Genomic DNA, 21305 nt, shown 5'->3' on the forward strand with positions numbered 1-21305 from the left:
AAAGGCACACCATGAGCGAGCCCGTCATCGTCATCACTGGTGCGAGCGCCGGAATCGGCCGGGCAACGGCGCGGATGTTCGCCCGCCGTGGAGCGAAGCTGGCGCTGCTCGCCCGCGGGCGGGCCGGGCTGGAGGCAGCCGCCGACGAAGTGCGCGCCAGCGGTGGACGAGCGCTGGTGGTACCGACCGACGTGGCCGACCACCGGCAGGTCGAGGAAGCCGCACGCACCGTCGAGGAGTCGCTCGGCCCCATCGATGTGTGGATCAACGTGGCATTCACCTCCGTCTTCGCCCCGTTCGTCGAAATCGAACCGGACGAGTACCAGCGCGTCACCGACGTGACCTACCTCGGATGCGTGAACGGCACCCGGGCCGCCCTGCGGCGGATGCTGCCCAGGGACGCCGGCGTGATCGTGCAGGTCGGATCAGCGCTCGGCGCACGGTCCATTCCCCTGCAGTCGGCCTACTGCGGCGCCAAACACGCCGTCAACGGCTTCACCTCCTCTGTGCGCACCGAACTGCTCCACAACGGGAGCAACGTCCACATCACGGTCGTACAGATGCCCGCCGTCAACACCCCGCAGTTCTCGTGGGTCCTGTCCCGGCTACCGAACCACCCGCAACCGGTCCCGCCGATCTACCAGCCCGAGGTGGCCGCCCGCGCCATCGTCCACGCCGCCCACCACCCACGCCGCAAGCAGTACTACGTAGGGGCGTCCACAGTCGCGACGACACTCGCCAACAACGTGGCACCCGCGCTCCTGGACCGCTACCTGGCCCGTACCGGATTCCGCTCCCAGCAGACCGACGACAAGACAACCGCTGAACGGCCGAACAACCTCTGGCACCCCGTCGACGACCACAAGGGCCGGGACTTCGGCGCACACGGCGTCTTCGACGACCGCTCCGCAGCCCGCTCACCTCAAGCCGCCATGGCCCGGCATCCCCTACTCGTGTCCACGGCGGTGGCGGCGGGAGCCGCCGCGGTCGGCCTGGTGAGGCGACGCATGGCTCGGAACCGGTAAGAGCCCCGGCCGCCCAACCAAGGCCTCGAACCTGGCAGTTGGAGCTGGCGTCGCCGGTGCGCCAACCCAAGGCCACCGCAGCCTCCACCGTCCCGAGGTGTACACCCGACGCCTATGAGGAACGCGGAGGCGGGGGCTTGAGTTCATCGGTGGGACAGAAGACTTGGACCGCCGCCGCAGCCCCGGTCGATGTCAGTCAGGCCGCCCCGCGGTCACAGTGATACGCGCGAGGCGGCACAGCACCGGAATGGACGTCCATCAGGTGCGCGGTCGGCGGGTGTGCGGTGTGATGTGAGCGTCGGCCGGGTTCGGCTGTGCTACTGCCAGCGGCAGAGCGTCGAGTCGTCACCGGCGGCACAGCGACCCATAGGGAGACCGGTGTGATACGTCGTCTATCAGGCAGCCTGTGTAGGCTTTTGACCGGACTGGCCCTTCCCGCCGCCTTGTTGGCCGGTGGCATCGCAGGAGTCTCGGCCACCGCCCCGCCATGGTCGGCCCTCCACAGCAAGGTGAACCCCTCCACCGCGACCCACACCGGACTACCGCTGGAGGACCCGCCAGAGCTGGTCAGCCGCCACGGCGTTCTGCGGGCACGGATCCTTGTGGAGCGGCGGAAGGTCCGGGTAGGCGCCCGTCTCCTGTTCGCCCTCACCTACAACGGCCGCTACATGCCCCCGACCCTCCGTCTGAGGCCTGGTGACCGGCTCGACCTGGCCATGACGAACCGGACGGGGGAAGGCACGAACCTGCACGTGCACGGCCTCCATGTGTCCCCCCGCAGCCCCGCGGACAACATCTTCATCACCATCAGGCCGGGCCAGACCTATCACTACTCGTACCTGCTCCCGCCGTCCGCCACGCCCGGCACATACTGGTACCACTCGCACGAGGACCCGCGGTCCGCCGCCCAGGTGGCCGGAGGCGAGTCGGGCGTCATCATCGTCGACGGGCTGCGCAAGTACCTGCCGGAGTCACTGCGCCACATTACCGAGCACGTCATCGCGCTCAAGGACGACCAGATCGCGGGCGACTCGATCAAGACCGAGGGGCTGACCATCGGAGCCGCGACCAACCGGACGGTCAACGGCCAGCAGAATCCGGTGATCAGCATTCATCCGGGGGAGACCCAGCTGTGGCGGCTGTCAAACATCGGCGCCAACATCTACTACAACCTGCACCTGCCGGGATCCAAGTTCTACGTGATCGCGCAGGACGGTTTTCCCGTCAAGCGGATCTACGCCGCGGACAGCCTCGTCATCCCGGCTGCCTCCCGCTTCGACGTGCTCGTGCAGGGCGGCCCGGCGGGCAGCGTCCCGCTGCGCACCCTCGCCTACAACTCCGGCCCGACCGGCAACCAGTTCCCTCAGGTGGACCTTGCCAAGGTGATCTCCCAAGGAGCGCCGAGAACCCCGGTCCCCATCCCCGCCGACTTCGCGCCGAACGACGACCTCAGCCACGCCAAAGTTGCCGCGCGGCACACCGTTGTCTACACCGAGAACACCGCGGGCACCCAATTCTTCATCAACGGCAAGCTGTTCGACCCGAACCGGGTGGACTTCACCTCGACTCTCAACACGGTCGAGGAGTGGACCGTACTCAACCAGACCAACGAAGACCACTCCTTCCACATGCACACCAACCACTTCCAGGTCATGAGCATCAACGGAGGTCCTCCGCCCAGCGGCCACGCCTGGTACGAGACGGTCAACGTCCCGTTCCGCGGCAGCCTGGTCGTCCGGGTCCACTTCACCGACTTCGTCGGGAAGACGGTGCTGCACTGCCATCTCCTCAACCACGAGGACAAAGGCATGATGGCCGTACTCAACATCGTTCCAGGCCGACGGGCTCCTGCGGCCACATCGCCGCGCTCGTGACGCCGGTTCGCTGTGCCGGGCCGCCGGTGGGTGAACCTGACACCCACCACTTGACGCCGGACGACGACGTACCGGCGTCAGCGGCCAGGTGGCCGGGAGAGCCAACCGCATTGCCGTGAAGGCAAGTTGGCAGGGAGGCCCGACCCGCTCGCGGGCGCGGGCGGCCTGGTCGGCGTAGCGGCACCTTGGGTCACCCGGTGTCGTCTCCCTTGCCGGTCGTACCGTACGAGGACCGCTCCCGGAGCCGTTCACGCTGCGGTACGACGGTGTACTTCGGATCGCGTGCGGATGCGTCGCCTGCGTGAAAGACCCCGAAGCGGGTGCAGGCGGAACCCGTGAGAAGCGCCAGTCCACCGACCACCGCCGCGGGGCGGCTGCGGCGGCCGAGTACCACGGCGGTGGCGGCGCCGCCCGCGGTCAGCCAGCGGGCGGCTCGCATGAGTCGGCCTGCCCGCCCTTCCTGGTAGGTCTGCGCGACGATGCCCAGACGTCGCTCCATCAGTTCGGTCACCGCCATATCCGCCACGGCGCCGAGCGCGGCAGCGTGGCGCGCCGGACCGTTCTCCTGTGCCGGGCCGAGCACCAACGCCATCCCCGCGGCTGCCGCGGTGGCGGAAGCGGTGAACAGGTACGGCAGTTCGCGGTGGGCGTCGTGCCAGGCCGGTACGGCCGTGTCGGCGGCGAGGACCGCGGTGTAGGAGGCGACGGCCGGCCCGAGTACCGCGGCACTGGCGGTCGCGGCGGCGCCTGTCCGCGGGAGTCTTCCGGTGATCGCGCTGAAGGCGGCGGCCCCGGCGGCGGGCCCGTAGCAGGCAAGCAGCCACGACCCCATGCTCATCGGGGAGGTGGGTTTGAAGACCCGCAGCATGTTGGCGAACCTGCTCGGCCTGCCCAGGTCGTGGACGAGGGCGGCGGCGGACAGCGAGACGGCGGCCAGGGAAGAGACCTTCATGGCCCGCGCGGTGGCGGCGGCTCCGGTGAGGTGCGCGCCTGCCGCGAGCACCGAGCCGGCACCGGCCAGACCGCCGAGGAAGAAGTAGCCGGCGATGTCGCGGGCGCTCCAGGACGGCGGTTTGATCACCGGTTTCCCGTAGTAGGAGGTGAACTCGGCCTGGGGCACCATGAGTTCCTCAGCGCGGCGCTTACGGCCCCGGCGCCGACGGTTGCCCGGATCGCCTGGGGCCGCGGGCGACGCCTCTCTGCCGGGCCGCGCCCCTTCAACGCCACGCCGACTCACCCCGTGACTGTCGTCGCCGAACGCGCCGGTGCCGGTCATCGTGTCACCTTTCGCCCCGCGGAACGGGAGGTGGCGAACGCCAGGGCCACTGCGCCCACCAGGGCGACGGCCGCGGCTCCCGCGTGCTTCCACATGGCGGGCAGGTCGCGGGTGGTCACCACCGGGTCGGGCGGCAGGCCGTAGACCTCCGGCTCGTCCAGCAGCAGGAAGAACGCGCCGTCGCCACCGACGCCGGGGTCGTCACCGTACAGCCGGGCCTGCGGCACCCCGGCCTCGCGCAGCTGGTCGACACGCAGCGCGGCACGCTCGCGCAGTTCGTCCAGCGGGCCGAACTGGATGGAGTCGGTGGGGCACGCCTTGGCGCAGGCGGGCTCCTGGCCCGCACCCAGCCGGTCGTAGCACATGGTGCACTTGAAGGCCCGGCCGTCGCTCTCGCGCTTCTCGATGACGCCGTACGGGCAGGCCGGCACGCAGTAGCCGCAGCCGTTGCAGATGTCCTCCTGGACGACGACCGTGCCGAACTCCGTGCGGAACAGGGAGCCGGTGGGACACACGTCCAGGCAGGCGGCGTGGGTGCAGTGCTTGCACACGTCGGAGGACATCAGCCAGCGCAGCTCGGTGCGCCCGTCGGGGCTGGGCGGCTTGTCCGCGGTGGCCGGCGGTTCGGGCACCGCCTTGGGCGCCGACTGCTCGATGAAGGCGACATGCCGCCAGGTGGAGGCGCCCAGCCCCTGGGTGTTGTCGTAGGACATGCCCGTCAGGGACAGCCCGTCCTCCGGGATGGCGTTCCACTCCTTGCAGGCGACCTCGCATGCCTTGCAACCGATGCACACCGAGGTGTCGGTGAAGAAACCGACGCGGGGCGGGTGTTCCCCGTGGCCGGCGTCCCCGGCCGGGTCGGGCTCGGGGCCGGAAAGCTGTCGGTCGAGGGAGTCGGTCATGGCCGTACCTCCGTGCCGGTCCGGTCGGTGATGCCCGCCCGCGCGCGGTACTCGGCGACGAGGCGGGGCAGGTCGGGGCCGGTGGGGCGCCGGCCCGGGCGGATGTCGGCGCTGAACGCCTTGTCCTCCTGGATGTGGGCGTTCGGGTCGAGCGCGATGGCCACCAGTTCGTTGGCGGCGTCGCCGGTGCTGCAACCGTTCGGTCCCCAGTGGAAGAGCAGCCCGATCTGGTGCACGGTGCGGCCGTGTACCGTCAGGCGGTTTGATGCGAGAGGTGACCAGCACCCGGGCCTCGATGGCGTTGCGTGCGGTGATGATGGTCGCCCAGCCGGTGTGCTCCAGGCCCCGCTCGGCGGCCAGTTGCGGGGAGACCTCGCAGAACATCTCCGGCTGCAGCTCGGACAGGTACGGCGACCAGCGACTCATCCCGCCCGCCGTGAAGTGCTCGGTGAGCCGGTGAGTGGTGACCACGAACGGGTAGACCTCGGTGCCCGGTTCGTCCCCGCTTGGATGGTAGCGGTTGCCCTCGTGCGGATGGGTCTCGCGGACCGGCGAGCGGTGCTGGTGCGCGTACAACTCGTTGGGGAACGGCGAGTCCTGCGGCTCGTAGTGGGTGGGCAGCGGTCCGTCCACCAGTCCGGCGGGGGCGTACAGCCAGCCCTTGCCATCCGCCTGCATGATGAACGGGTCGTCACCGCGGAGCGCGTCCGGCCCGACGGCGCCCTCGGGCGGTACGTGGTCCGGGGCGCGGTCGGGGATGAAGTCGGGCACGTCGTGACCGGTCCACCCGCCCTGCTCGGGGTCCCACCAGATGTACGCCTTGCGTTCGCTCCACGGGGTGCCGTCGGGCGCGGCGGAGGCGCGGTTGTACAGGACCCGGCGGTTGGCCGGCCACGCCCAGGCCCATTCGGCGGCGACCCAGTCCTGTGCGGTGTGCGGCGTGCGGCGTGCCGCCTGGTTGACGCCGTTGGCGTACACCCCGCAGTAGATCCAGCAGCCGCAGGCGGTTGAGCCGTCGTCAGCCAGCTCGGTGTAGGCGCTCAGCGGGCTGCCGTCGGCGTGGTGGCCGTTGATCTCGGCGAGTACGGAGGCGGCGATCGGCTCCTTCAGCGGCCCCTCGACCGGGTAGTCCCAGGTGAGGTCCAGGATGGCGCGGTCCATCGGGTCGCTGGAGCCGGCGAGCTTCCCCTTGATCCGGCGGCCGAGGTGGTACATGAACCACAGGTCGCTTCGGGCGTCGCCGGCCGGCTCGACGGCGGCGTGGTGCCACTGCAGCCAGCGGTTGGTGTTGGTGAACGAGCCGGACTTCTCGGTGTGGGCGGCGGCGGGCAGGAAGAAGACCTCCGTGCGGATGTCCTCGGTGCGCAGTTCGCCGGTGTCGATCTCCGGGCCGTCCTTCCACCAGGTGGCCGACTCGATCAGCGAGAAGTCCCGGACCACGAGCCAGTCGAGGTTGGCCATGCCCAGGCGCTGCAGCCGGGTGTTGGCCGAGCCGACCGCGGGGTTCTCCCCCATCAGGAAGTAGCCCTTGCAGGTGCCTTCCAGCTGGGCCATGACGCTGTCGTACGTGCTGTGCGAGCCGGTCAGCCGGGGCAGGTGGTCGAAGCAGTAGTCGTTGTCCGCGGTGGCCGCGTCGCCGTAGTAGGACTTCAGCAGGCTCACCATGTAAGCCCGCATGTTGCCCCAGAAACCCTTCTCGGTGCGGTTGGCCTCGATGAAGGCGTCCAGGTCCTCGTGGGCATGGCCGTGCGGCATGGGCAGGTAGCCGGGCAGCAGGTTGAACAGCGTGGGGATGTCGCTGGAGCCCTGGATGCTGGCGTGGCCGCGCAGCGCCTGGATCCCGCCGCCGGGGCGGCCGATGTTGCCCAGCAGCAGTTGCAGCACGCTGGCCGCGCGGATGTACTGCGAGCCGACCGAGTGCTGCGTCCAGCCCACGGCGTAGACGAACGCGGAGGTACGGTCGCGACCGGAGTTGGCGGTGAGGGCGTCACAGACCTCCATGAAGGTCTCGCGCGGCACACCGCAGGTCCTCTCGACCATCTCCGGGGTGTAGCGCGCGTAGTGCCGTTTGAGGACCTGGTAGACGCAGCGCGGGTGCCGTAGCGTCTCGTCGCGTTCCGGGGTGGGCCGCGTTCGGGCGCCGCCGGAGCCGTGACTCTCGGAGCCGCCGGCGGCCATGATCCTGGCTCGCCGCTCGCCACCCTTACCGCCGGGCTGGTCCTGGTCGTCGCGTCCGGTACGCGCCCCGTACTGCTGGTCGCGTTCGCCGGATGCCGCCTGGACCCGCGAGCCCTCGTACTGCCAGCTGGTGGGGTCGTAGTGGCGGTGTTCCCGGTCCAGGCCGGAGAAGACGCCGTCGAGGTCCTCGGTGTCGCGGAAGTCCTCGCTGACGAGGGTGGCGGCGTTGGTGTAGGCGAGCACGTAGTCGCGGAAGTCCTTCTCCTCGGTCAGGACGTGGTTGATGATTCCGCCGAGGAAGGCGATGTCGGTGCCCGCCCTGATGGGGACGTGCACGTCGGCAAGAGCGCTGGTCCGGGTGAACCGCGGGTCGATGTGGATGATTCTGGCCCCGCGTGCCTTGGCCTCCATCACCCACTGGAAGCCGACGGGGTGGGCCTCGGCGAAGTTGGAACCCTCGATGACGATGCAGTCGGAGTTCTGCAGATCCTGCATGAAGGTGGTGGCGCCGCCGCGTCCGAAGGAGGTGCCAAGGCCCGCGACCGTGGCGCTGTGGCAGACCCTGGCCTGGTTCTCCACCTGGACCACGCCGAGCCCTGTCAGCAGCTTCTTGATGAGGTAGTTCTCCTCGTTGTCCAACGTCGCGCCGCCGAGGCTGGCGATGCCCATGGTGCGGGCGACGCGCAGTCCGTCCTGCTCCCACTGCCAGGTCTCGCGACGGGTGGCGATCACCCGGTCCGCGATCATCTCCATGGCCGTGTCCAGATCCAGCCGCTGCCAGTCCTTCGCGTGTGGCGGCCGGTAGAGCACCTCGTGCAGCCGGGCCGGCCCGGTGGTCAGCTGCAGGGTGGCCGAGCCCTTGGGGCACAACCTGCCCCGACTGATCGGCGAGTCCGGATCACCCTCGATCTGCACGACCTGATCGTCCTGGACATAGAGCAGCTGCCCGCAGCCGACCGCGCAGTACGGGCAGACCGAACCGACCACGCGATCCGCCTCGGCGGTTCTCGGTGTCAGCCGCTCCGTGGTCCTCGACCGCGCCGCGGCGCCCCGGCCGAGCGGGTCGGAGCCGGTGAGCTGTCGATAAACCGGCCAGTCCTCGAGCAACTTGCGGACACCCATACGGTCCTCCTGCACGTCACGCATCACCGCAGGCCCGCGTACCCCCGTAACTCCTGCCTACCCCTGCCCCTCCCAACGTCGCAGTCGGGGCCATCCGCCGTGATCCACACCGCAGGGCCCTTCGCCCCTGCTGGGTCCCGGCATGAGTCATGAGACGTACCAGCTGCGGACGAGGTCACCGGCGACGCAGGCTTGACGGGCCGTACGCCTACTGCTCGATGGCCACGCGGACGCTGTTGAGCCGGTTGTCGGCTGCGTCGGGGATGACCATGCCTGCCTCCACACCGGAGCGCAGGTAGCGCAGCACATCGCTGTTCAGGCGCTCTCCGGGCAGTGCGGCGGGGATCCCGGGCGGGTAGGGCGTGAGCATCTCCGCGGTGATCCGGCCCACGGCCTTCTCCCACGGCACCTGCTCGGCGGGCCCGAAAAAGGCGTCCCGCGGCAGCACCACCTGTTCCAGTCGAAGGTCACGGGGAGAGGGCACCTCCACGGTTGGCGCGGGGCGCAGGTCCGCGGCGTGCTCGGCCACGTCCTGGAACGCGGCGACCAGGGCGCCGGTGGTCTCCTCGTCGTCCGCGTGGGTCAACTGGGCGCTGATACGGCGGTGGTCGGCCAGGTGCAGGTTGATCCGGTGGTGCTCCCTGATCCAGTCCGCCATCCGGTATCCGGTGGTTCCCAGGCCGGCGATGTCGACGATGACCTGGAGCGGATCCATGTCCGCGGCGCATCCGGGACCGCAGAAGTCCTCACGGCCGTGGACACGCATTCCCTCGATCCGGTCGATCCGGTCCCTGACCCGGGTGGCCAGGGCAAGCGCGTCGTCGTAGAGGGCGCGGCCGTGCTCGATCATCTGACGCCGCCATCCGTCCAGAGCGGCGTACAGCAGCACCGACGGGCTGGTCGTGCCGAGCAGGTCCTCCCGTGCCTTGAGCACCTCCGGCGCGATGAGACCGCCCTGGAGGTGGAAGACCGAGCCCTGTTCCAGGCCCGAGCCCATTTTGTGCACGGAGGTGACGCAGACGTCGGCGCCCGCGTCCATGGCCCAGGTGGGCAGGTCGGGGTGGAACGGCAGATGGGCGCCCCATGCCTCGTCCACGATCAGTGGCTTGTTCCGCGCGTGGCAGACCTCGGCCAAGGCGGCCAGATCCGTACATGTCCCGTAAGGAGTGGGGCTGGTGACCAGGGCGCCCTTGGCGTCGGGGTGGTCATGGAAGGCGGCTTCGAACGCCTCGGGGGCCGGCGGGTGCGCCAGATGGAGATCCGGATCCCACTGCGGATCCACCCAGATCGGCCGCACTCCGGACAGGATCAGCCCGGAGACCACCGACTTGTGGGCATCCCGGCCCACCAGCAGCTTCTCGTGCGGCCCGGCGACCGAGAGCATGGCCGACTTGACCGACAGCGAACTCCCGGACGTGGAGAAGAACGTGCGTTCGGCGCCGACCGCGTCCGCCATCAACTCCTGTGCCCGCTCCAGAACGGCGTGCGAGGAGGTGCGGTCGTCCAGCCCGCTGACCGCCAGGACATCGGAACGGAACACGGCGTCGCCCAGAACCGCACGTACCCGCGGATCGGCTCCTCGGCCCTGCTTGTGGCCGGGCGGGTGAACGGAAGCTGACCGCTCTCATGGTAGGCCGCCAGAGCGTCGAGTACCGGAGCTTGCGAATGGTCCATGAGGTGCCGGATGCCCTTTCCTCAAGAGGGAAAACTGATGCCGCACCACCACCCTGCAAGCATGGACGCCGACATTGCCGCGGCTCGCCTGTGGGCCACCGCATCGGCAACCTCTTACGCCCGTCCGTACCATCGCTCGAACTGTCCCGCCGCGGCCTGATCGGCCCTCGGGTCAGACAGCCGTCAGCGGCGCCAACATGCGTGACTTCGACTTCGTCCGAACGGTCTGAGCACATGCGGGCCGTGCCGGGCGGCACTAGCGTTGACCACGCGTTGGAAATGGACCCGGCGCGCCGGCACCCGGCCGGGACCCTAGTGGAGGTTGCCATGGACGTGCGGGCGCTGTGCCGCCAACTGCCGCTGAGAGCCCCGGTTGGCGCGTTCTTCCTGAACTCCGGGCTGTCCAAGCGCAACGCCGACGAGGAGACCGCGCAGAGCCTGCACGGCTTCGCCTCCGGAGCCCTTCCCGTGGTGGGCGGCCTACCTCCACAGCGCTTCGTGCGGCTGCTCTCCGCCGCGGAACTGGCGATCGGCGCCGCGCTGCTGACCCCGGTGGTGCCGGCGGAACTGGCCGGCGCGGCCCTGACCGCCTTCTCCCTGGGCACCGTGACCCTGTACCTGCGCACCCCGGGCATGCGCGAGCCGGGCTCGCTGCGCCCGACCCAGCAGGGGCTGCCGCTGGCGAAGGACTCCTGGGTGCTCGGCATCGGCCTGTCCCTGGTCATCGACGGTCTGGCCCAGCGCTGCCGCCGCCCCTGACCACCCGACAAGTCCGCCTTCGACAAGGCGAGTTCAACCGGCTGGGACGCTCACCCGGTAGCGCGCCCCCGACCGCCGGTTGCGCACGGGCGACCTCGCCGGTGGCCGAGAGCCGCCGCGATGACCGGTCTCAACGCTGTTCATTGCGCAGGATCGTGTAGGCCACCATCATCGAGTCGAGATACGCCCGCACTTCCACGATGGTGTCGCCGTCGAAACGGCAGACCCAGCAGTAGGTGTTGGTGAACGACGCGCCCTCGTTGGTGGTCGACGTGGACAACAACTCGACGATCGTGGTGTCACCGTCGATGAACAGCCGCTGGACCGCCAACTTCACCCCACCAGCCAGCACACCGGCCAAACGGCCGAACGTCGCGTCGATGAACGCCTGCTTGTTGTGATAGCGGCCGGCCAGCGGGTGTGTGCCCTGGACCGTCCAGTCGACATCGTCGGACACCCGGGCCCAGAACCGGGTTTGGGTGTCGGGGCTCTCCAGATTCCTGAAAAGGGCCATGCGTTCTTCGCGGACGTCGTCCATACCGGGCACTCCTCTCCGGGTTTGTCCGTGGAGCGCGAACCACACCGGGAGCGCGTGGCGTGGGCCCGCGAGGCGCTGTGGCGAGCCACCATCCGTGAAGGGAACGGCCCCTGCTTCAGCGGCAGGATGTCACACGGTGACAGGTGCCGCCTGGTGGGCCGAGATAGACGACGGCGTCGTGACACGGAACGGTGGCTGTCTTCCACGGCGAAGGCCAATGGCGTGCCCCCGAGGCGAACGGCAGTTCGCGTCGCAGTGGGATGGTTTCTACGACGGAAAGCCAGTCGAGCCGGTGCTCCGCGCACGGCGGTGGGCGGTGAATCGGAACGCACACCCGTTGACTCCGGCATTCACTCCCATGGCTCCCCTTTGTGACCCGGTTGGAGTGCGTGGCCGCGCCCGGCGGGTGCGGACGGGTGAACACTCAGATGCCGTAGGTCTCACGGAAAGCGAGAACGACGTGGCAGCATTTCCGGTCCCCGCCTCATGGCGGCGAATACGTCGCTCACACCTCATCGCGGCCGGGTGTGCCGTGGCGCTGTGCACGAGCGTGGCAGCCCCTGCCACCGCGTACGGCGGCACGACCACGGCCACGACCGCGACCAAGCCCACCATCGTGCTGGTGCACGGGGCGTTCGCGGACGCCTCCAGTTGGAACGGGGTCATCGAACGGCTCCAACGCCGTGGCTACACCGTCATCGCCCCCGCCAACCCGCTACGCGGGCTGTACAGCGACTCCACCTACATCGCCTCCGTGCTGGACAGCATCAAGGGCCCGATCGTGCTGGTGGGACACTCGTACGGCGGCGCCGTGAACAGCTCGGCCGCAGCAGGCAACCCCCGGGTGAAGTCACTGGTGTACGTATCGGCACTGATGCCCGACGTGGGTGAGAGCGGCATGTCCCTGGCCGCCAGGTTCCCCAGCGAACTCGGCACCGCCATGAAGTCCGTCCCCTACCGGGCCGGCGGCGGCGCCAGCGGGACCGACCTCTACCTCAAGCCCGACAAGCTCCATCAGGTCTTCGCCGCCGACCTGCCGGAGAGCACCACGAAACTCATGGCGGTGACCCAACGGCCCGCGGCAACGACGGCTTTCTCGCAGCCGGCCAAGGTAGCCGCCTGGAAGCACATCCCGTCGTGGTTCCTCGTCGCGAAGCAGGACAAGACCATCAACCCCAACCAGGAACGCTTCGAGGCTAAACGCGCGGGTTCACACACCGTGGAGATCAACTCCTCCCACGTGGCCATGATCGCCCACCCCGAAGCGGTCACCGACCTCATCCTCCAAGCCGCCACGGCAGCCGCTTCCACCCGGGCCTACGCTCGCCCGTAACGGGTCCACCCATGACGCCCGGGCCGAGACCGCACTCACCGGCATCACCGCCGCCTCGCTGACCGCGGGCGCGGACACCGCCTTCCTGGCCGCCGTCTGGGGCGCCCCGCTCCTCTGATCTGCGCTCAACAGCGGACCGTCAACGACGGTAGTCAGAACGCCACTTGGGGTCCATGACCGAGTTCCCGCACCAACGCAGCGTCGGACGGGCTGGCTGGCCGCCCGTCCAACGCTGCGTGGAGCCGGGTCAGATCTGGTGGATGAACGACCAGGCCTCGGTAGGGGCAGTTGGAGTTGGCGTCGCCGATATGCCGAACCGACGTCACCGCCGCGTCCACCCGTCCCGAGACGAACGGCTTCTACGAGGAACGCGGAGACGGAATCCCTTGCGAGTGAAAGGACTCGATGGCGAAATCATCGCAGGAGCCGAACAGCCACAGGAGCCGCACCAGGCAATGCGGTACCCCGCGCAGCCGCAGGTCAGCCCCCTGGTCCTCGGCCGCTCGGGCGGCCGTTATCAAGGCGTTCAGCCCACCGCAGTCGCAAAAACTCAGACGGGCCAAGTCGAGAACGGTGTCGTGATGGGTGGCCACGGCCGCGTTCAGCGCGGACTGCACCGCGGAGGCGCTGACGATGTCGAGTTCACCGGCCACGGTAACCACACACGTGTCCGGACCGGTCTCATGGACCGAAACGTCGATCATGTCGGTCACAGCGCCCCCGGTGGTCGCAGGTTCTTCCAGTAAAGACCTGGATGGCGCGCGGGGCATCTCGTCTCGCCGCGATGCCATTGCGGTCATGACCGCAGGGGCTTGTCAGAGCGCGGGGCGCCTCTGTGACGCGATTGGGGCGCGAGGGCCACCCGGCGTGGGTGACCACGCGCCACCAGCACTGTCGGAGGCCCTGGCCTCGGATGCGGGCAGCTGGCCGTCAGTGCTCCGAGCTGCCGGACCTCGTGTAGACGGTCTCCACGAACTCCGCGATCTGGTCGTCGGTGAGGTGCTGGGCCAGGTCCGCCTCACTGATCATGCCGACCAGTCGCTTGTTCTCGACCACCGGCAGCCGTTTGATGCGGTGGCTCTCCATCTCGTGCAGCACTTCGCTGACGTCCGCGTTCGCATCGACCCAGCGCGGGGTCCCCTCGCACAGTTCAGAGCACTTCGTCCTGGCGGGGTCCCGGCCCTTGGCCACGCACTTCACCACGATGTCGCGGTCGGTGATGATGCCGCACAGCCGCTCGTTCTCGTCGCTGACCGGCAGCGCACCCACGTCCAGCTGCGCCATCAGTTGCGCCGCGCGCTCGACCGTCTCCTCGCTCTTTATCCACTGCGCACCGGGATGCATGATGTCTTTTGCAGTAGTCATGATCTCTCCTGGGTGAGTTCAGGCCGTTCCCAGCCTCACTTCGTCGTGTGACGGGCGCTCGACCTCTGGGAGCGCTCGGTGCCCCACGCTGCCCTCACCAGCACCGCAGTCGTCCGGTGTCTGCGGGCATGCTCCGATCCTGCGGGTCCGCCTACCCGGCGCCCTCCTCACTACGCATGACCACGCATGCGCGTTCCATGTCAGTTCGCACACCACAGGCGGGCGCCTACGGCCAGCACTGCCGTCAGGAGTTCGCCGCCGCACGCTCGCTGCCATGGTCCGGTCGAGCGTGTCAAGCTGGAAACGGCACGTCACTCATAGCGCCGGGGGCCGCCCGAGTTGCCGTACGGTCCATCCGGCACCACGCCACGTATCAGCCTTCAGCAGGTTTCGGAGATCGACCAGGACAGGGTCCGCGACCAGGGTGGCGAGGGCGACGGGGTCAGCGTGGCGGAAGTGGGGCCACTCGGTGGCCAGGACCACAAGTTCCGTTCCCTTGACGGACTGTTCCAGTCCTTCGGCGTAGTCCAGTTCGGGTTGCCGCGCGAGGGCGGTGGGGACGGCGTACGGGTCGTGGACGGTGACCTTGGCACCGCGCTGGTGCATGAGCGTCGCGATGGCGAGCGCGGGTGATTCACGTACGTCGTTGGTGCCCGCTTTGAAGGACGCTCCCCACACGGTGGCCTTCACGCCCTCCACGCGCCGCCCCAGTGTCTGTTCGATGAGGGTGAGCACGGCCGCCGGGCGCGACTCGTTGACTTCTTCAGCGGCGCGCAGGAGTGTGGCCGCCCCCGAGGCGCCGAGGGCGCGGGCGGTTGCGGTGAAGGCGCGAACGTCCTTGGGGAGACAGCCTCCGCCGTAGCCAGGCCCGGCGTTGAGGCCGCCCCGGCCGATGCGGGGGTCCACGCCGATGGCTTCGGTGAGCTGGATGACGTCTGCTCCGGCGGCGGCGCACATGTCGGCGACACCGTTGATGAAGGAGATCTTCATGCCGAGGTAGGCGTTGGCGGCGCCCTTGATCAGTTCCGCGGTGGCCGGGTCGGTGACGTACAGCGGGATCTGCTCGCGCAGCAGCGGCGCGTACACCTCGCGCACCACGTCTTCGGCGTGCTGGGAGCACAGCCCGGCGACGATCCGGTCGGGGCGGAGGCTGTCTTCGACGGCGTGCCCCTCCCGCAGGAACTCCGGGTTCCACACCACCTCCACGCTCTCCCCCGCCGGAGCGAGACGGGCGAGGAGGGCGGCGAGGTCGCGCGAGGTGCCCACGGTGACGGTGGACTTGCCGATGATCACGCACGGGCGGGCCAGATGCGGGGCCAGGGCGCCTGCCGCTCCGAAGACCTGGCTGGTGTCGTAGCTGCGTCCGTCCGCGTCGATCGGGGTCCCCACGGCGAGGAAGTGCACGTCGGCGAAGGCAGCGGCCTCGGTGAGGTCGGTGCTGAACCTCAGCCGCCCGGACGCCGTGTGGACGGCGAGCAGTTCGGGCAGGCCCTCTTCGTAGATGGGGCACTCGCCCGCGTTCAGCCGGTCGACCTTCGCCCGGTCCTGGTCGACGCCGATGACTTCGTGGCCGATCTCGGCCATCGCCGCAGCATGCGGGATGCCCAGATGGCCACAGCCGATAACGGATACGCGCATGGGGCCAACGCTCCCTTCTCTTCTCGCCCGCCCGGGACTCCCGGCCAGTCGAGGTATCTCGCCGTCGGTCGCCACGACCTGGCTCCACCAGAGTCCCTCGGTCAGAAGTCATGCGCACGGGCGTAACGCCGCGTCAGCCACCGTCCGCATCTCCCCCGCTGTCTGCCGGCAGCGGGTCGGCATGAGGACCGGCATACGCAGGCAGCTACCGCTTGGGCGGGGGTTCATCACCGCCGTGGCCCACCGCTCGGGCCACGCCGTAGGCAAGCAGTGAGACAACCGCCCAGGCCGCGGTGGCGGCGCCGAGGGCGAGCCAAGCGGAGTGACGAGGCAGCAGGATCGCGGCCGACACGGCGAACGCGAGCAACCCGAGGGTGCCCAGCGCGGCGCCACGGGCGTCATCACGTGCCATCCTCAGGCCCTCCTCCTTGGCCACAAGCGTGACGCTGGCCAGCAAGATGGCCGGGAAAGCCAGCAGGATGCCTCCCTCGAACGGCCCTACCCCGGCCGACACGACCGCGGCCACGGCGGAAACACCGACCCCGAACGCGAAGCGGATGAGGAGGTCCCTGCGCGGCATGCGCCAAGCGGCGCGAAGGTCGAACTCGATCCGGCCGGAAGAGTGCTCCTCACCACGAGGCCCACCGTTCGCCGATGGCGTCATCGCACGACGACCAGTGCGATGGCAGTGGCCACGGCGATCCAGGCGACGAGCGCTGTGGCGGAGCCCCGAAGGGCCCCCAGCCTGCCCAGTGCCGGGACGCTCACCAGGCAGTACGCCGTGAAGGCGACCGCTCCGATTCCCATGGCCCGTGCGGCGATTGCGGCATCGTGGTGCCCCTTGAAGGCAACGGTCACGATCAGACTTCCCAGCGCGACCGAGGGCGCCGCGGCGAAGATTCCCGCCAGGCGCTTGGGCTGGACGGCTTCTGCCACGAGAGCGAAGCAGACCACGAACAGGCCGCCGATCACGGCCTTCAGGCAGATCTCGAAGAGAGATTTCATGGCCTCGCAAGAGCGGCTCTGGACCGCCGGGTGTTCCGGGTGGAAACGCTACTGGTCCATGAGCGTAAGCCACCGGCGTGCCGGAAACGTTTGCCACGCTCGGCGTTCGGCGAGGTGGTGGCGTCGACCGGGCGCGCGGAAGACCTCCTTCTCTTCGCCGCACGCCGAGGGCGTTCGTGGTCCCGGCTACCAGTTTCGTGGTCCCGGCTACCAGTAGTGCCGTCGGCCGCCCACGGCGTGTCCAGCCGCTCCCAGGAGCCACAGGATCGCACCGATCACCAGGAGGATGATGCCGATCGTCCACAGAATGGCGATCTTGATCAGGAAGCCCACGATGAGGCAGATAATGCCCAAGATGATCACTGTAGCCTCCGAACTCTCGGACAGGCCCCTTGTTCCACGATGATCCCGCGCACCCCCGGCGGCAACCGGCGCCGCGCCACCGCCATCGGCCGCAGCTCAACCAGTGGCGTCATCGCCTTGCTTGACGGGCGTTTCCACCTCGGGGGGTTGCACGTTCGACTCCCGGCAACTCCCTGTCCGTGCATCTCCGGCTCGTGCGGTGCCAACGGGGAGAAGTCGCTCGGGTCGCGCAACGGTGACGACTCACGCAGGCTAAGTACTCGGACGCCGTAACGGCGGCGTGAATCGGCTTCGGCCTGAGCCGGGCCGCTCACCGACCAAGAGGAGAAGCCATGCGGGCTCCCAGGCGACGGTGGACGAGAGCGGTGGTGACCGGAGGAGCGGGTTTCGTCGGCTCCCACTTGTGCACGGCCCTCATCGACCGAGGTACGCAGGTGATCTGCGTGGATGACTTCTGCACGGGCTCGCCCGCCAACGTCGCCCATTTGGCCGAACGCGATGGCTTCACCCTGCTGCGAGCCGATGTCACCGAGCCGTTCACCGTGCCGGAGCCGGTGGACTTGGTGCTCCACTTCGCCTCGCCCGCGTCGCCGGCCGACTACCTGAGGCTTCCGCTCCACACTCTGGAGGCCGGCAGTCTCGGGACCGCCCACGCGCTGGCGCTCGCCAGGGAACACCAGGCGCGCTTTGTCTTCGCCTCGACCTCCGAGGTCTACGGCGATCCGCAACAGCATCCGCAGAGTGAACGCTACTGGGGCAACGTCAATCCGGTCGGCCCCCGGAGCGTGTACGACGAGGCGAAACGGTACGCGGAGGCGCTCACCACGGCAGAGGCCGGTGTGCATGGCGTGGACACCGCGATCGTGCGGCTGTTCAACGCCTATGGACCGCGTATGCGGGCCCGGGACGGCCGTGCGGTACCGACGTTCATCCGCCAGGCCCTGGCTGGTGAGCCGCTGACCGTCAGCGGCGACGGCAGTCAGACGCGGTCCATCACCTACGTCGACGACACTGTCGAAGGCGTGCTGGCCGTGGCGGCGTCGGAGTTGTCGGGTCCGATCAACATCGGCAACGCCGACGAGCTGAGCATGCTCGAACTGGCTCGGTTGGTCACCGAGTTGTGCGACTCGGCGTCGGAGATCCGGTTCGTCGAACGCCCAACTGACGACCCGTCAGTCCGTTGTCCGGACATCTCGCTGGCGTGCGACAAGCTCCAGTGGGAACCACGCACACCCGCCCGTGAGGGGCTGGCCCGCACCATCGCCTGGTTCCGGGACCATCCGGAGACCTGACCCGCGAACAACCAGCCACGCTCCGGCCCGTAGCAGTGGACCAGCGGAACGAAAGGCGCCGCCATGCGCATCCTGGGCGTCAACGCCCTTTTCCACGACCCCGCGGCCGCACTCGTTATCGACGGGCGGGTGGTCGACGCGGCGGAAGAGGAGCGGTTCTCCCGACGCAAGCACGGCAAGCGGCCGGTGCCCTTCTCGGCGTGGGAGCTGCCGGAGCGTGCCATCGCCTGGTGCCTGTCGGAGGCGAGCCTTCGGCCGCAGGACATCGATCTGGTCGGCTACTCCTACGATCCCCTACTGGCTCGCAGCGCCGAGGAGTTGGGGCTGGAGGACCCGTGGGACCACCTACGGCAGACCTACGCCCGCGAGGCACCCGCGTTCCTCGCCGAGGCACTTCCCGGTCTCGACCCCCAGCAGGTGTCCTTCGTGCCGCACCACGAAGCCCACGCCGCCTCGGCCGCATACGCCGCGGACGGTGACGCCGACCCCTGCTCGGTACTCGTGCTGGACGGTCGTGGAGAGTCGACCTCCCACCTGGCCGCGCGCCGTACCCGAGGGCACCTGGAACCGCTGGCCGGCCAGCGCCTGCCGCACTCCTTGGGGCTGGTCTACGAAGAACTCACCCAGCACCTCGGATTCCTGCGTTCCAGCGACGAGTACAAGGTGATGGCGCTCGCCTCCTACGGCACTCCACGCATGGCGGCAGAACTGCGCCGGCACGTATACGCCACCGGCGACGGCGGATTCCACGCCGCCGGGGTGCCCTGGGCACAGTTCGCCGACCCGCGCCGCGGTGACGAGGCATGGAACCAGCAGCACGCCGACCTCGCCGCCTCCGCCCAGAAGGTGCTGGAGGAAGTGCTCCTCGACCTCGTGCGCTGGCTGCACGGCCGCACTCACGACCGGCTGCTGGCGATGGCTGGGGGCGTGGCGCTCAACTGCGTCGCCAACTCCCGTATCGCGCGGGAAGGCCCGTTCGACAGGGTGTGGGTCCAGCCCGCGGCGGGGGATGCCGGGACCGCTCTTGGCTCGGCGCTGCGGATCGCGGCGCTCGGCGGCGACCGGCCGCGTCCCATGCCGGGGGCGGATCTCGGCCGGGGTTGGTCGGACGCCGAACTGGAGGCGTGGCTGAAGCGGGCCGGAGTCTGTTATGAGCGGCCCCCCGACATCGCCGCAGCGGTTGCCGACGCTTTGGCGGACAACGCCATCGTCGCCTGGTTCCAGGGCCGCGCCGAGTTCGGGCCGCGTGCCCTGGGGCACCGCTCACTGCTGGCCCATCCCGGGCATGCGGGGAACCTGGAGCGGCTCAACGACGTCAAGGGGCGGGAGCAGTTCCGCCCGGTGGCCCCCATGGTCCTGGCCGAGCGAGCCGCCGAGATGTTCGACGGCCCCCTGCCCAGCCCGTACATGCTGTTCGTCCACCAGGTGGCCGAGCCGTGGCGCGAACGCATCCCGGCGGTCGTGCACGTGGACGGCACCGCGCGCATCCAGACGGTGGACCCCGAGCGGGAACCGCTGGTCGCCAGGATGTTGGCGCACTTCGAACGTCGCACGGGGCTGCCGGTGGTGGTCAACACGAGCCTCAACACGGCCGGACGCCCGATGGTGGACGACCCTCGCGACGCACTGGAGTGCTTCGGTTCGAGCCCGGTCGACCTGTTGGCCATCGGGCCGTTCGCGGTCCGGCGGTCCCGCCTGTTCGACCGCGACCGGAGCACCAGGGAGGTACCGCCGTGAGCGAGACCGAACTCCCCTACGCAGTGGTGATCCCAACGGTCGGACGGCCCAGTCTGAACGTTTGCCTGGCCGCGTTGGCCGAAAGCGTCGGGCCGCTACCGCGCCGAGTGGTCATCGTGGACGACCGCCCGCTGGATGACTGCAATCCGCTGCCGGTGACTGTTCCCACAGCTCTGTGCGAACGAGTGGAAATCGTCGCGAGCTGCGGCAACGGCCCGGCTGGCGCCCGCAACGCGGGGTGGAGCGCCACGACGGAGCCGTGGATCGTCTTCCTGGACGACGACACGCTGCCCAGTGGCAACTGGGCCCGCGAACTGGCCAGGGATCTCTCGCGGGCGGGACCGGAGGTCGGCGGCGTCCAGGGGCATATCCGGGTGCCGCTGCCTTCCCACCGTGCTCCCACCGACTGGGAACGCTGTACCGCCTCGTTGGCCACCGCCCGGTGGATCACCGCCGACATGGCCTACCGCCGTCAGGCCCTGGAGGCGGTGGGCGGATTCGACGAGCGCTTCCGGCGGGCCTTCCGCGAGGACTCCGACCTCGCCCTGCGGGTGAAGGACGCGGGATGGACGCTGGTCGTCGGCGATCGGCAGACGGAACACCCCGTGCGCCGGACCGACCGCTGGGTCTCGGTGCGGGCCCAAGCGGGCAACGCGGACGATGTCCTGATGACGCGACTGCACGGCCGCGGCTGGTGGCGCAGGGCGGGAGCCAGGCGCGGTCGGCTGCCAGTCCACCTGGCCGTCACCGGCGCCGCGGTCGCTGCCGCCACCTGTGCGGTCGCCCGTCGCCCGCGGGCCGCGGGGGCGTGCGCCGCGGTGTGGCTCGCCGGTACCGCCGAGTTGGCGTTGACCCGGATACTGCGCGGCCCGCGAAACGCGCGCGAGGTGACGGACATGCTCCTCACCAGTGCGCTGATCCCGCCCGCTGCCTGCGGTCACTGGTTGCGAGGCTGGTGGCGCCACCGTCAGGTGAGGCCCTGGAAGGCGTGTTCGGTCAGCGAGCCGACCCCTACGGGCGGCGGCGTTTCGCGGCCAAGCGTTCGGCCTGTCGCCAGGGAGCGGGTGCGGGGATGGCGGTAAGCACCCGAAGTCTTACGGAAGTTGGCGGTGGGCCGCGCACGGCGCCGCGGCCGGCACCAGCCGGTCCGAAGGCCGATCAGCCCTTGCTCCTCATCCACCGAGCCCGCCCCGGCACGCGCGTCGCGCTCCCCGCGGCTTGGCC

At 69.5% G+C, this 21305-nt stretch carries 16 protein-coding genes and 2 pseudogenes; 7 read left to right on the plus strand and 11 right to left on the minus strand.

Annotated elements, in window-relative coordinates; genetic code table 11:
• Positions 1-11 precede the first annotated feature (11 nt).
• Positions 12-1025 (plus strand): SDR family oxidoreductase, encoded by a 1014-nt coding sequence (locus O5O46_RS20165; protein ID WP_269856900.1) that lies wholly within the window; start codon positions 12-14, stop codon positions 1023-1025.
• 509 nt (positions 1026-1534) lie between these two features.
• On the plus strand, positions 1535-2899 hold the full coding sequence (locus O5O46_RS20170; protein WP_269856901.1) for a multicopper oxidase family protein: 1365 nt from the start codon (positions 1535-1537) through the stop codon (positions 2897-2899).
• Positions 2900-3089: 190 nt separating this feature from the next.
• On the opposite strand, the gene nrfD is transcribed toward O5O46_RS20170, so the two are convergent.
• The 4 genes and pseudogenes from nrfD to O5O46_RS20190 all read right to left on the minus strand — a co-directional run bounded on the left by nrfD (position 3090) and on the right by O5O46_RS20190 (position 10051).
• Positions 3090-4022, minus strand: coding sequence for an NrfD/PsrC family molybdoenzyme membrane anchor subunit (gene nrfD / locus O5O46_RS20175; protein ID WP_269856902.1), 933 nt, complete (start codon positions 4020-4022; stop codon positions 3090-3092).
• A 149-nt stretch (positions 4023-4171) separates the two neighbouring features.
• Positions 4172-5077 carry a 4Fe-4S dicluster domain-containing protein gene (locus O5O46_RS20180; protein ID WP_269856903.1) on the minus strand — a complete coding sequence of 302 codons (906 nt, stop codon included), beginning with the start codon at positions 5075-5077 and terminating at the stop codon, positions 4172-4174.
• Positions 5074-8377: pseudogene (fdh, locus tag O5O46_RS20185) on the minus strand (formate dehydrogenase). Before fdh ends, O5O46_RS20180 begins: the two are co-directional and overlap by 4 nt.
• A 208-nt stretch (positions 8378-8585) precedes the next feature.
• Positions 8586-10051: pseudogene (locus tag O5O46_RS20190) on the minus strand (aminotransferase class I/II-fold pyridoxal phosphate-dependent enzyme).
• 327 nt (positions 10052-10378) lie between these two features.
• Here O5O46_RS20190 and O5O46_RS20195 point away from each other — a divergent pair.
• Positions 10379-10810, plus strand: coding sequence for a hypothetical protein (locus O5O46_RS20195; protein ID WP_269856904.1), 432 nt, complete (start codon positions 10379-10381; stop codon positions 10808-10810).
• 130 nt (positions 10811-10940) lie between these two features.
• On the opposite strand, the gene O5O46_RS20200 is transcribed toward O5O46_RS20195, so the two are convergent.
• Complete coding sequence (locus tag O5O46_RS20200; RefSeq protein WP_269856905.1) at positions 10941-11348, minus strand: nuclear transport factor 2 family protein; 408 nt, start codon at positions 11346-11348, stop codon at positions 10941-10943.
• Positions 11349-11898: 550 nt separating this feature from the next.
• On the opposite strand from O5O46_RS20200, the gene O5O46_RS20205 reads away from it, so the two are divergent.
• A complete protein-coding gene (locus tag O5O46_RS20205) occupies positions 11899-12681 on the plus strand; it encodes an alpha/beta fold hydrolase (protein ID WP_269856906.1) in 783 nt (260 codons plus the stop codon).
• A gap of 359 nt (positions 12682-13040) precedes the next feature.
• Here O5O46_RS20205 and O5O46_RS20210 read toward each other — a convergent pair whose 3' ends face one another.
• From O5O46_RS20210 to O5O46_RS20235, 6 genes are all read right to left on the minus strand, one after another.
• Complete coding sequence (locus O5O46_RS20210) at positions 13041-13385, minus strand: STAS domain-containing protein (RefSeq protein WP_269856938.1); 345 nt, start codon at positions 13383-13385, stop codon at positions 13041-13043.
• Positions 13386-13611: 226 nt separating this feature from the next.
• Positions 13612-14046 (minus strand): CBS domain-containing protein, encoded by a 435-nt coding sequence (locus O5O46_RS20215; protein ID WP_269856907.1) that lies wholly within the window; start codon positions 14044-14046, stop codon positions 13612-13614.
• Between the two features lie 315 nt (positions 14047-14361).
• A complete protein-coding gene (locus tag O5O46_RS20220) occupies positions 14362-15684 on the minus strand; it encodes a UDP-glucose dehydrogenase family protein (protein ID WP_269856908.1) in 1323 nt (440 codons plus the stop codon).
• Positions 15685-15889: 205 nt separating this feature from the next.
• The gene (locus tag O5O46_RS20225; protein ID WP_269856909.1) at positions 15890-16264 is read right to left on the minus strand and encodes a DUF3147 family protein; all 375 of its coding nucleotides are present in this window, start codon (positions 16262-16264) and stop codon (positions 15890-15892) included.
• Positions 16265-16344: 80 nt separating this feature from the next.
• On the minus strand, positions 16345-16689 hold the full coding sequence (locus tag O5O46_RS20230; RefSeq protein ID WP_269856910.1) for a DUF3147 family protein: 345 nt from the start codon (positions 16687-16689) through the stop codon (positions 16345-16347).
• Between the two features lie 207 nt (positions 16690-16896).
• Positions 16897-17052: a DUF6131 family protein gene (locus O5O46_RS20235; protein ID WP_269856911.1), complete on the minus strand. Its 156-nt coding sequence runs from the start codon at positions 17050-17052 to the stop codon at positions 16897-16899.
• A gap of 332 nt (positions 17053-17384) precedes the next feature.
• Between O5O46_RS20235 and O5O46_RS20240 the strand changes: the two genes are divergently transcribed.
• The 3 genes from O5O46_RS20240 (at position 17385) to O5O46_RS20250 (ending at position 21163) form a co-directional block, all read left to right on the plus strand.
• Positions 17385-18344, plus strand: a complete 960-nt coding sequence (locus tag O5O46_RS20240) for an NAD-dependent epimerase/dehydratase family protein (RefSeq protein WP_269856912.1) — start codon at positions 17385-17387, stop codon at positions 18342-18344.
• A 63-nt stretch (positions 18345-18407) separates the two neighbouring features.
• Positions 18408-20081: a carbamoyltransferase family protein gene (locus O5O46_RS20245; protein ID WP_269856913.1), complete on the plus strand. Its 1674-nt coding sequence runs from the start codon at positions 18408-18410 to the stop codon at positions 20079-20081.
• Positions 20078-21163: a glycosyltransferase family 2 protein gene (locus tag O5O46_RS20250; RefSeq protein ID WP_269856914.1), complete on the plus strand. Its 1086-nt coding sequence runs from the start codon at positions 20078-20080 to the stop codon at positions 21161-21163. The genes O5O46_RS20245 and O5O46_RS20250 overlap by 4 nt, the downstream gene beginning before the upstream one ends.
• The last annotated feature ends 142 nt before the right edge of the window (positions 21164-21305 follow it).

This window comes from Streptomyces sp. RPT161 (assembly GCF_027533845.1).
Taxonomy (GTDB): Bacteria; Actinomycetota; Actinomycetes; order Streptomycetales; family Streptomycetaceae; genus Streptantibioticus_A; species Streptantibioticus_A silvisoli_A.

Bases quoted from the DNA above. Each gene is read 5' to 3' on its own strand.
- O5O46_RS20220 (WP_269856908.1), bottom strand. From the start codon at position 15,684: ATGCGCGTATCCGTTATCGGCTGTGGCCATCTGGGCATCCCGCATGCT.
- O5O46_RS20225 (WP_269856909.1), bottom strand. From the start codon at position 16,264: ATGCCGCGCAGGGACCTCCTCATCCGCTTCGCGTTCGGGGTCGGTGTT.
- O5O46_RS20165 (WP_269856900.1), top strand. From the start codon at position 12: ATGAGCGAGCCCGTCATCGTCATCACTGGTGCGAGCGCCGGAATCGGC.
- O5O46_RS20230 (WP_269856910.1), bottom strand. From the start codon at position 16,689: ATGAAATCTCTCTTCGAGATCTGCCTGAAGGCCGTGATCGGCGGCCTG.
- O5O46_RS20195 (WP_269856904.1), top strand. From the start codon at position 10,379: ATGGACGTGCGGGCGCTGTGCCGCCAACTGCCGCTGAGAGCCCCGGTT.
- O5O46_RS20215 (WP_269856907.1), bottom strand. From the start codon at position 14,046: ATGACTACTGCAAAAGACATCATGCATCCCGGTGCGCAGTGGATAAAG.
- nrfD (WP_269856902.1), bottom strand. From the start codon at position 4,022: ATGGTGCCCCAGGCCGAGTTCACCTCCTACTACGGGAAACCGGTGATC.
- O5O46_RS20240 (WP_269856912.1), top strand. From the start codon at position 17,385: ATGCGGGCTCCCAGGCGACGGTGGACGAGAGCGGTGGTGACCGGAGGA.
- O5O46_RS20180 (WP_269856903.1), bottom strand. From the start codon at position 5,077: ATGACCGACTCCCTCGACCGACAGCTTTCCGGCCCCGAGCCCGACCCG.
- O5O46_RS20200 (WP_269856905.1), bottom strand. From the start codon at position 11,348: ATGGACGACGTCCGCGAAGAACGCATGGCCCTTTTCAGGAATCTGGAG.
- O5O46_RS20245 (WP_269856913.1), top strand. From the start codon at position 18,408: ATGCGCATCCTGGGCGTCAACGCCCTTTTCCACGACCCCGCGGCCGCA.
- O5O46_RS20210 (WP_269856938.1), bottom strand. From the start codon at position 13,385: ATGATCGACGTTTCGGTCCATGAGACCGGTCCGGACACGTGTGTGGTT.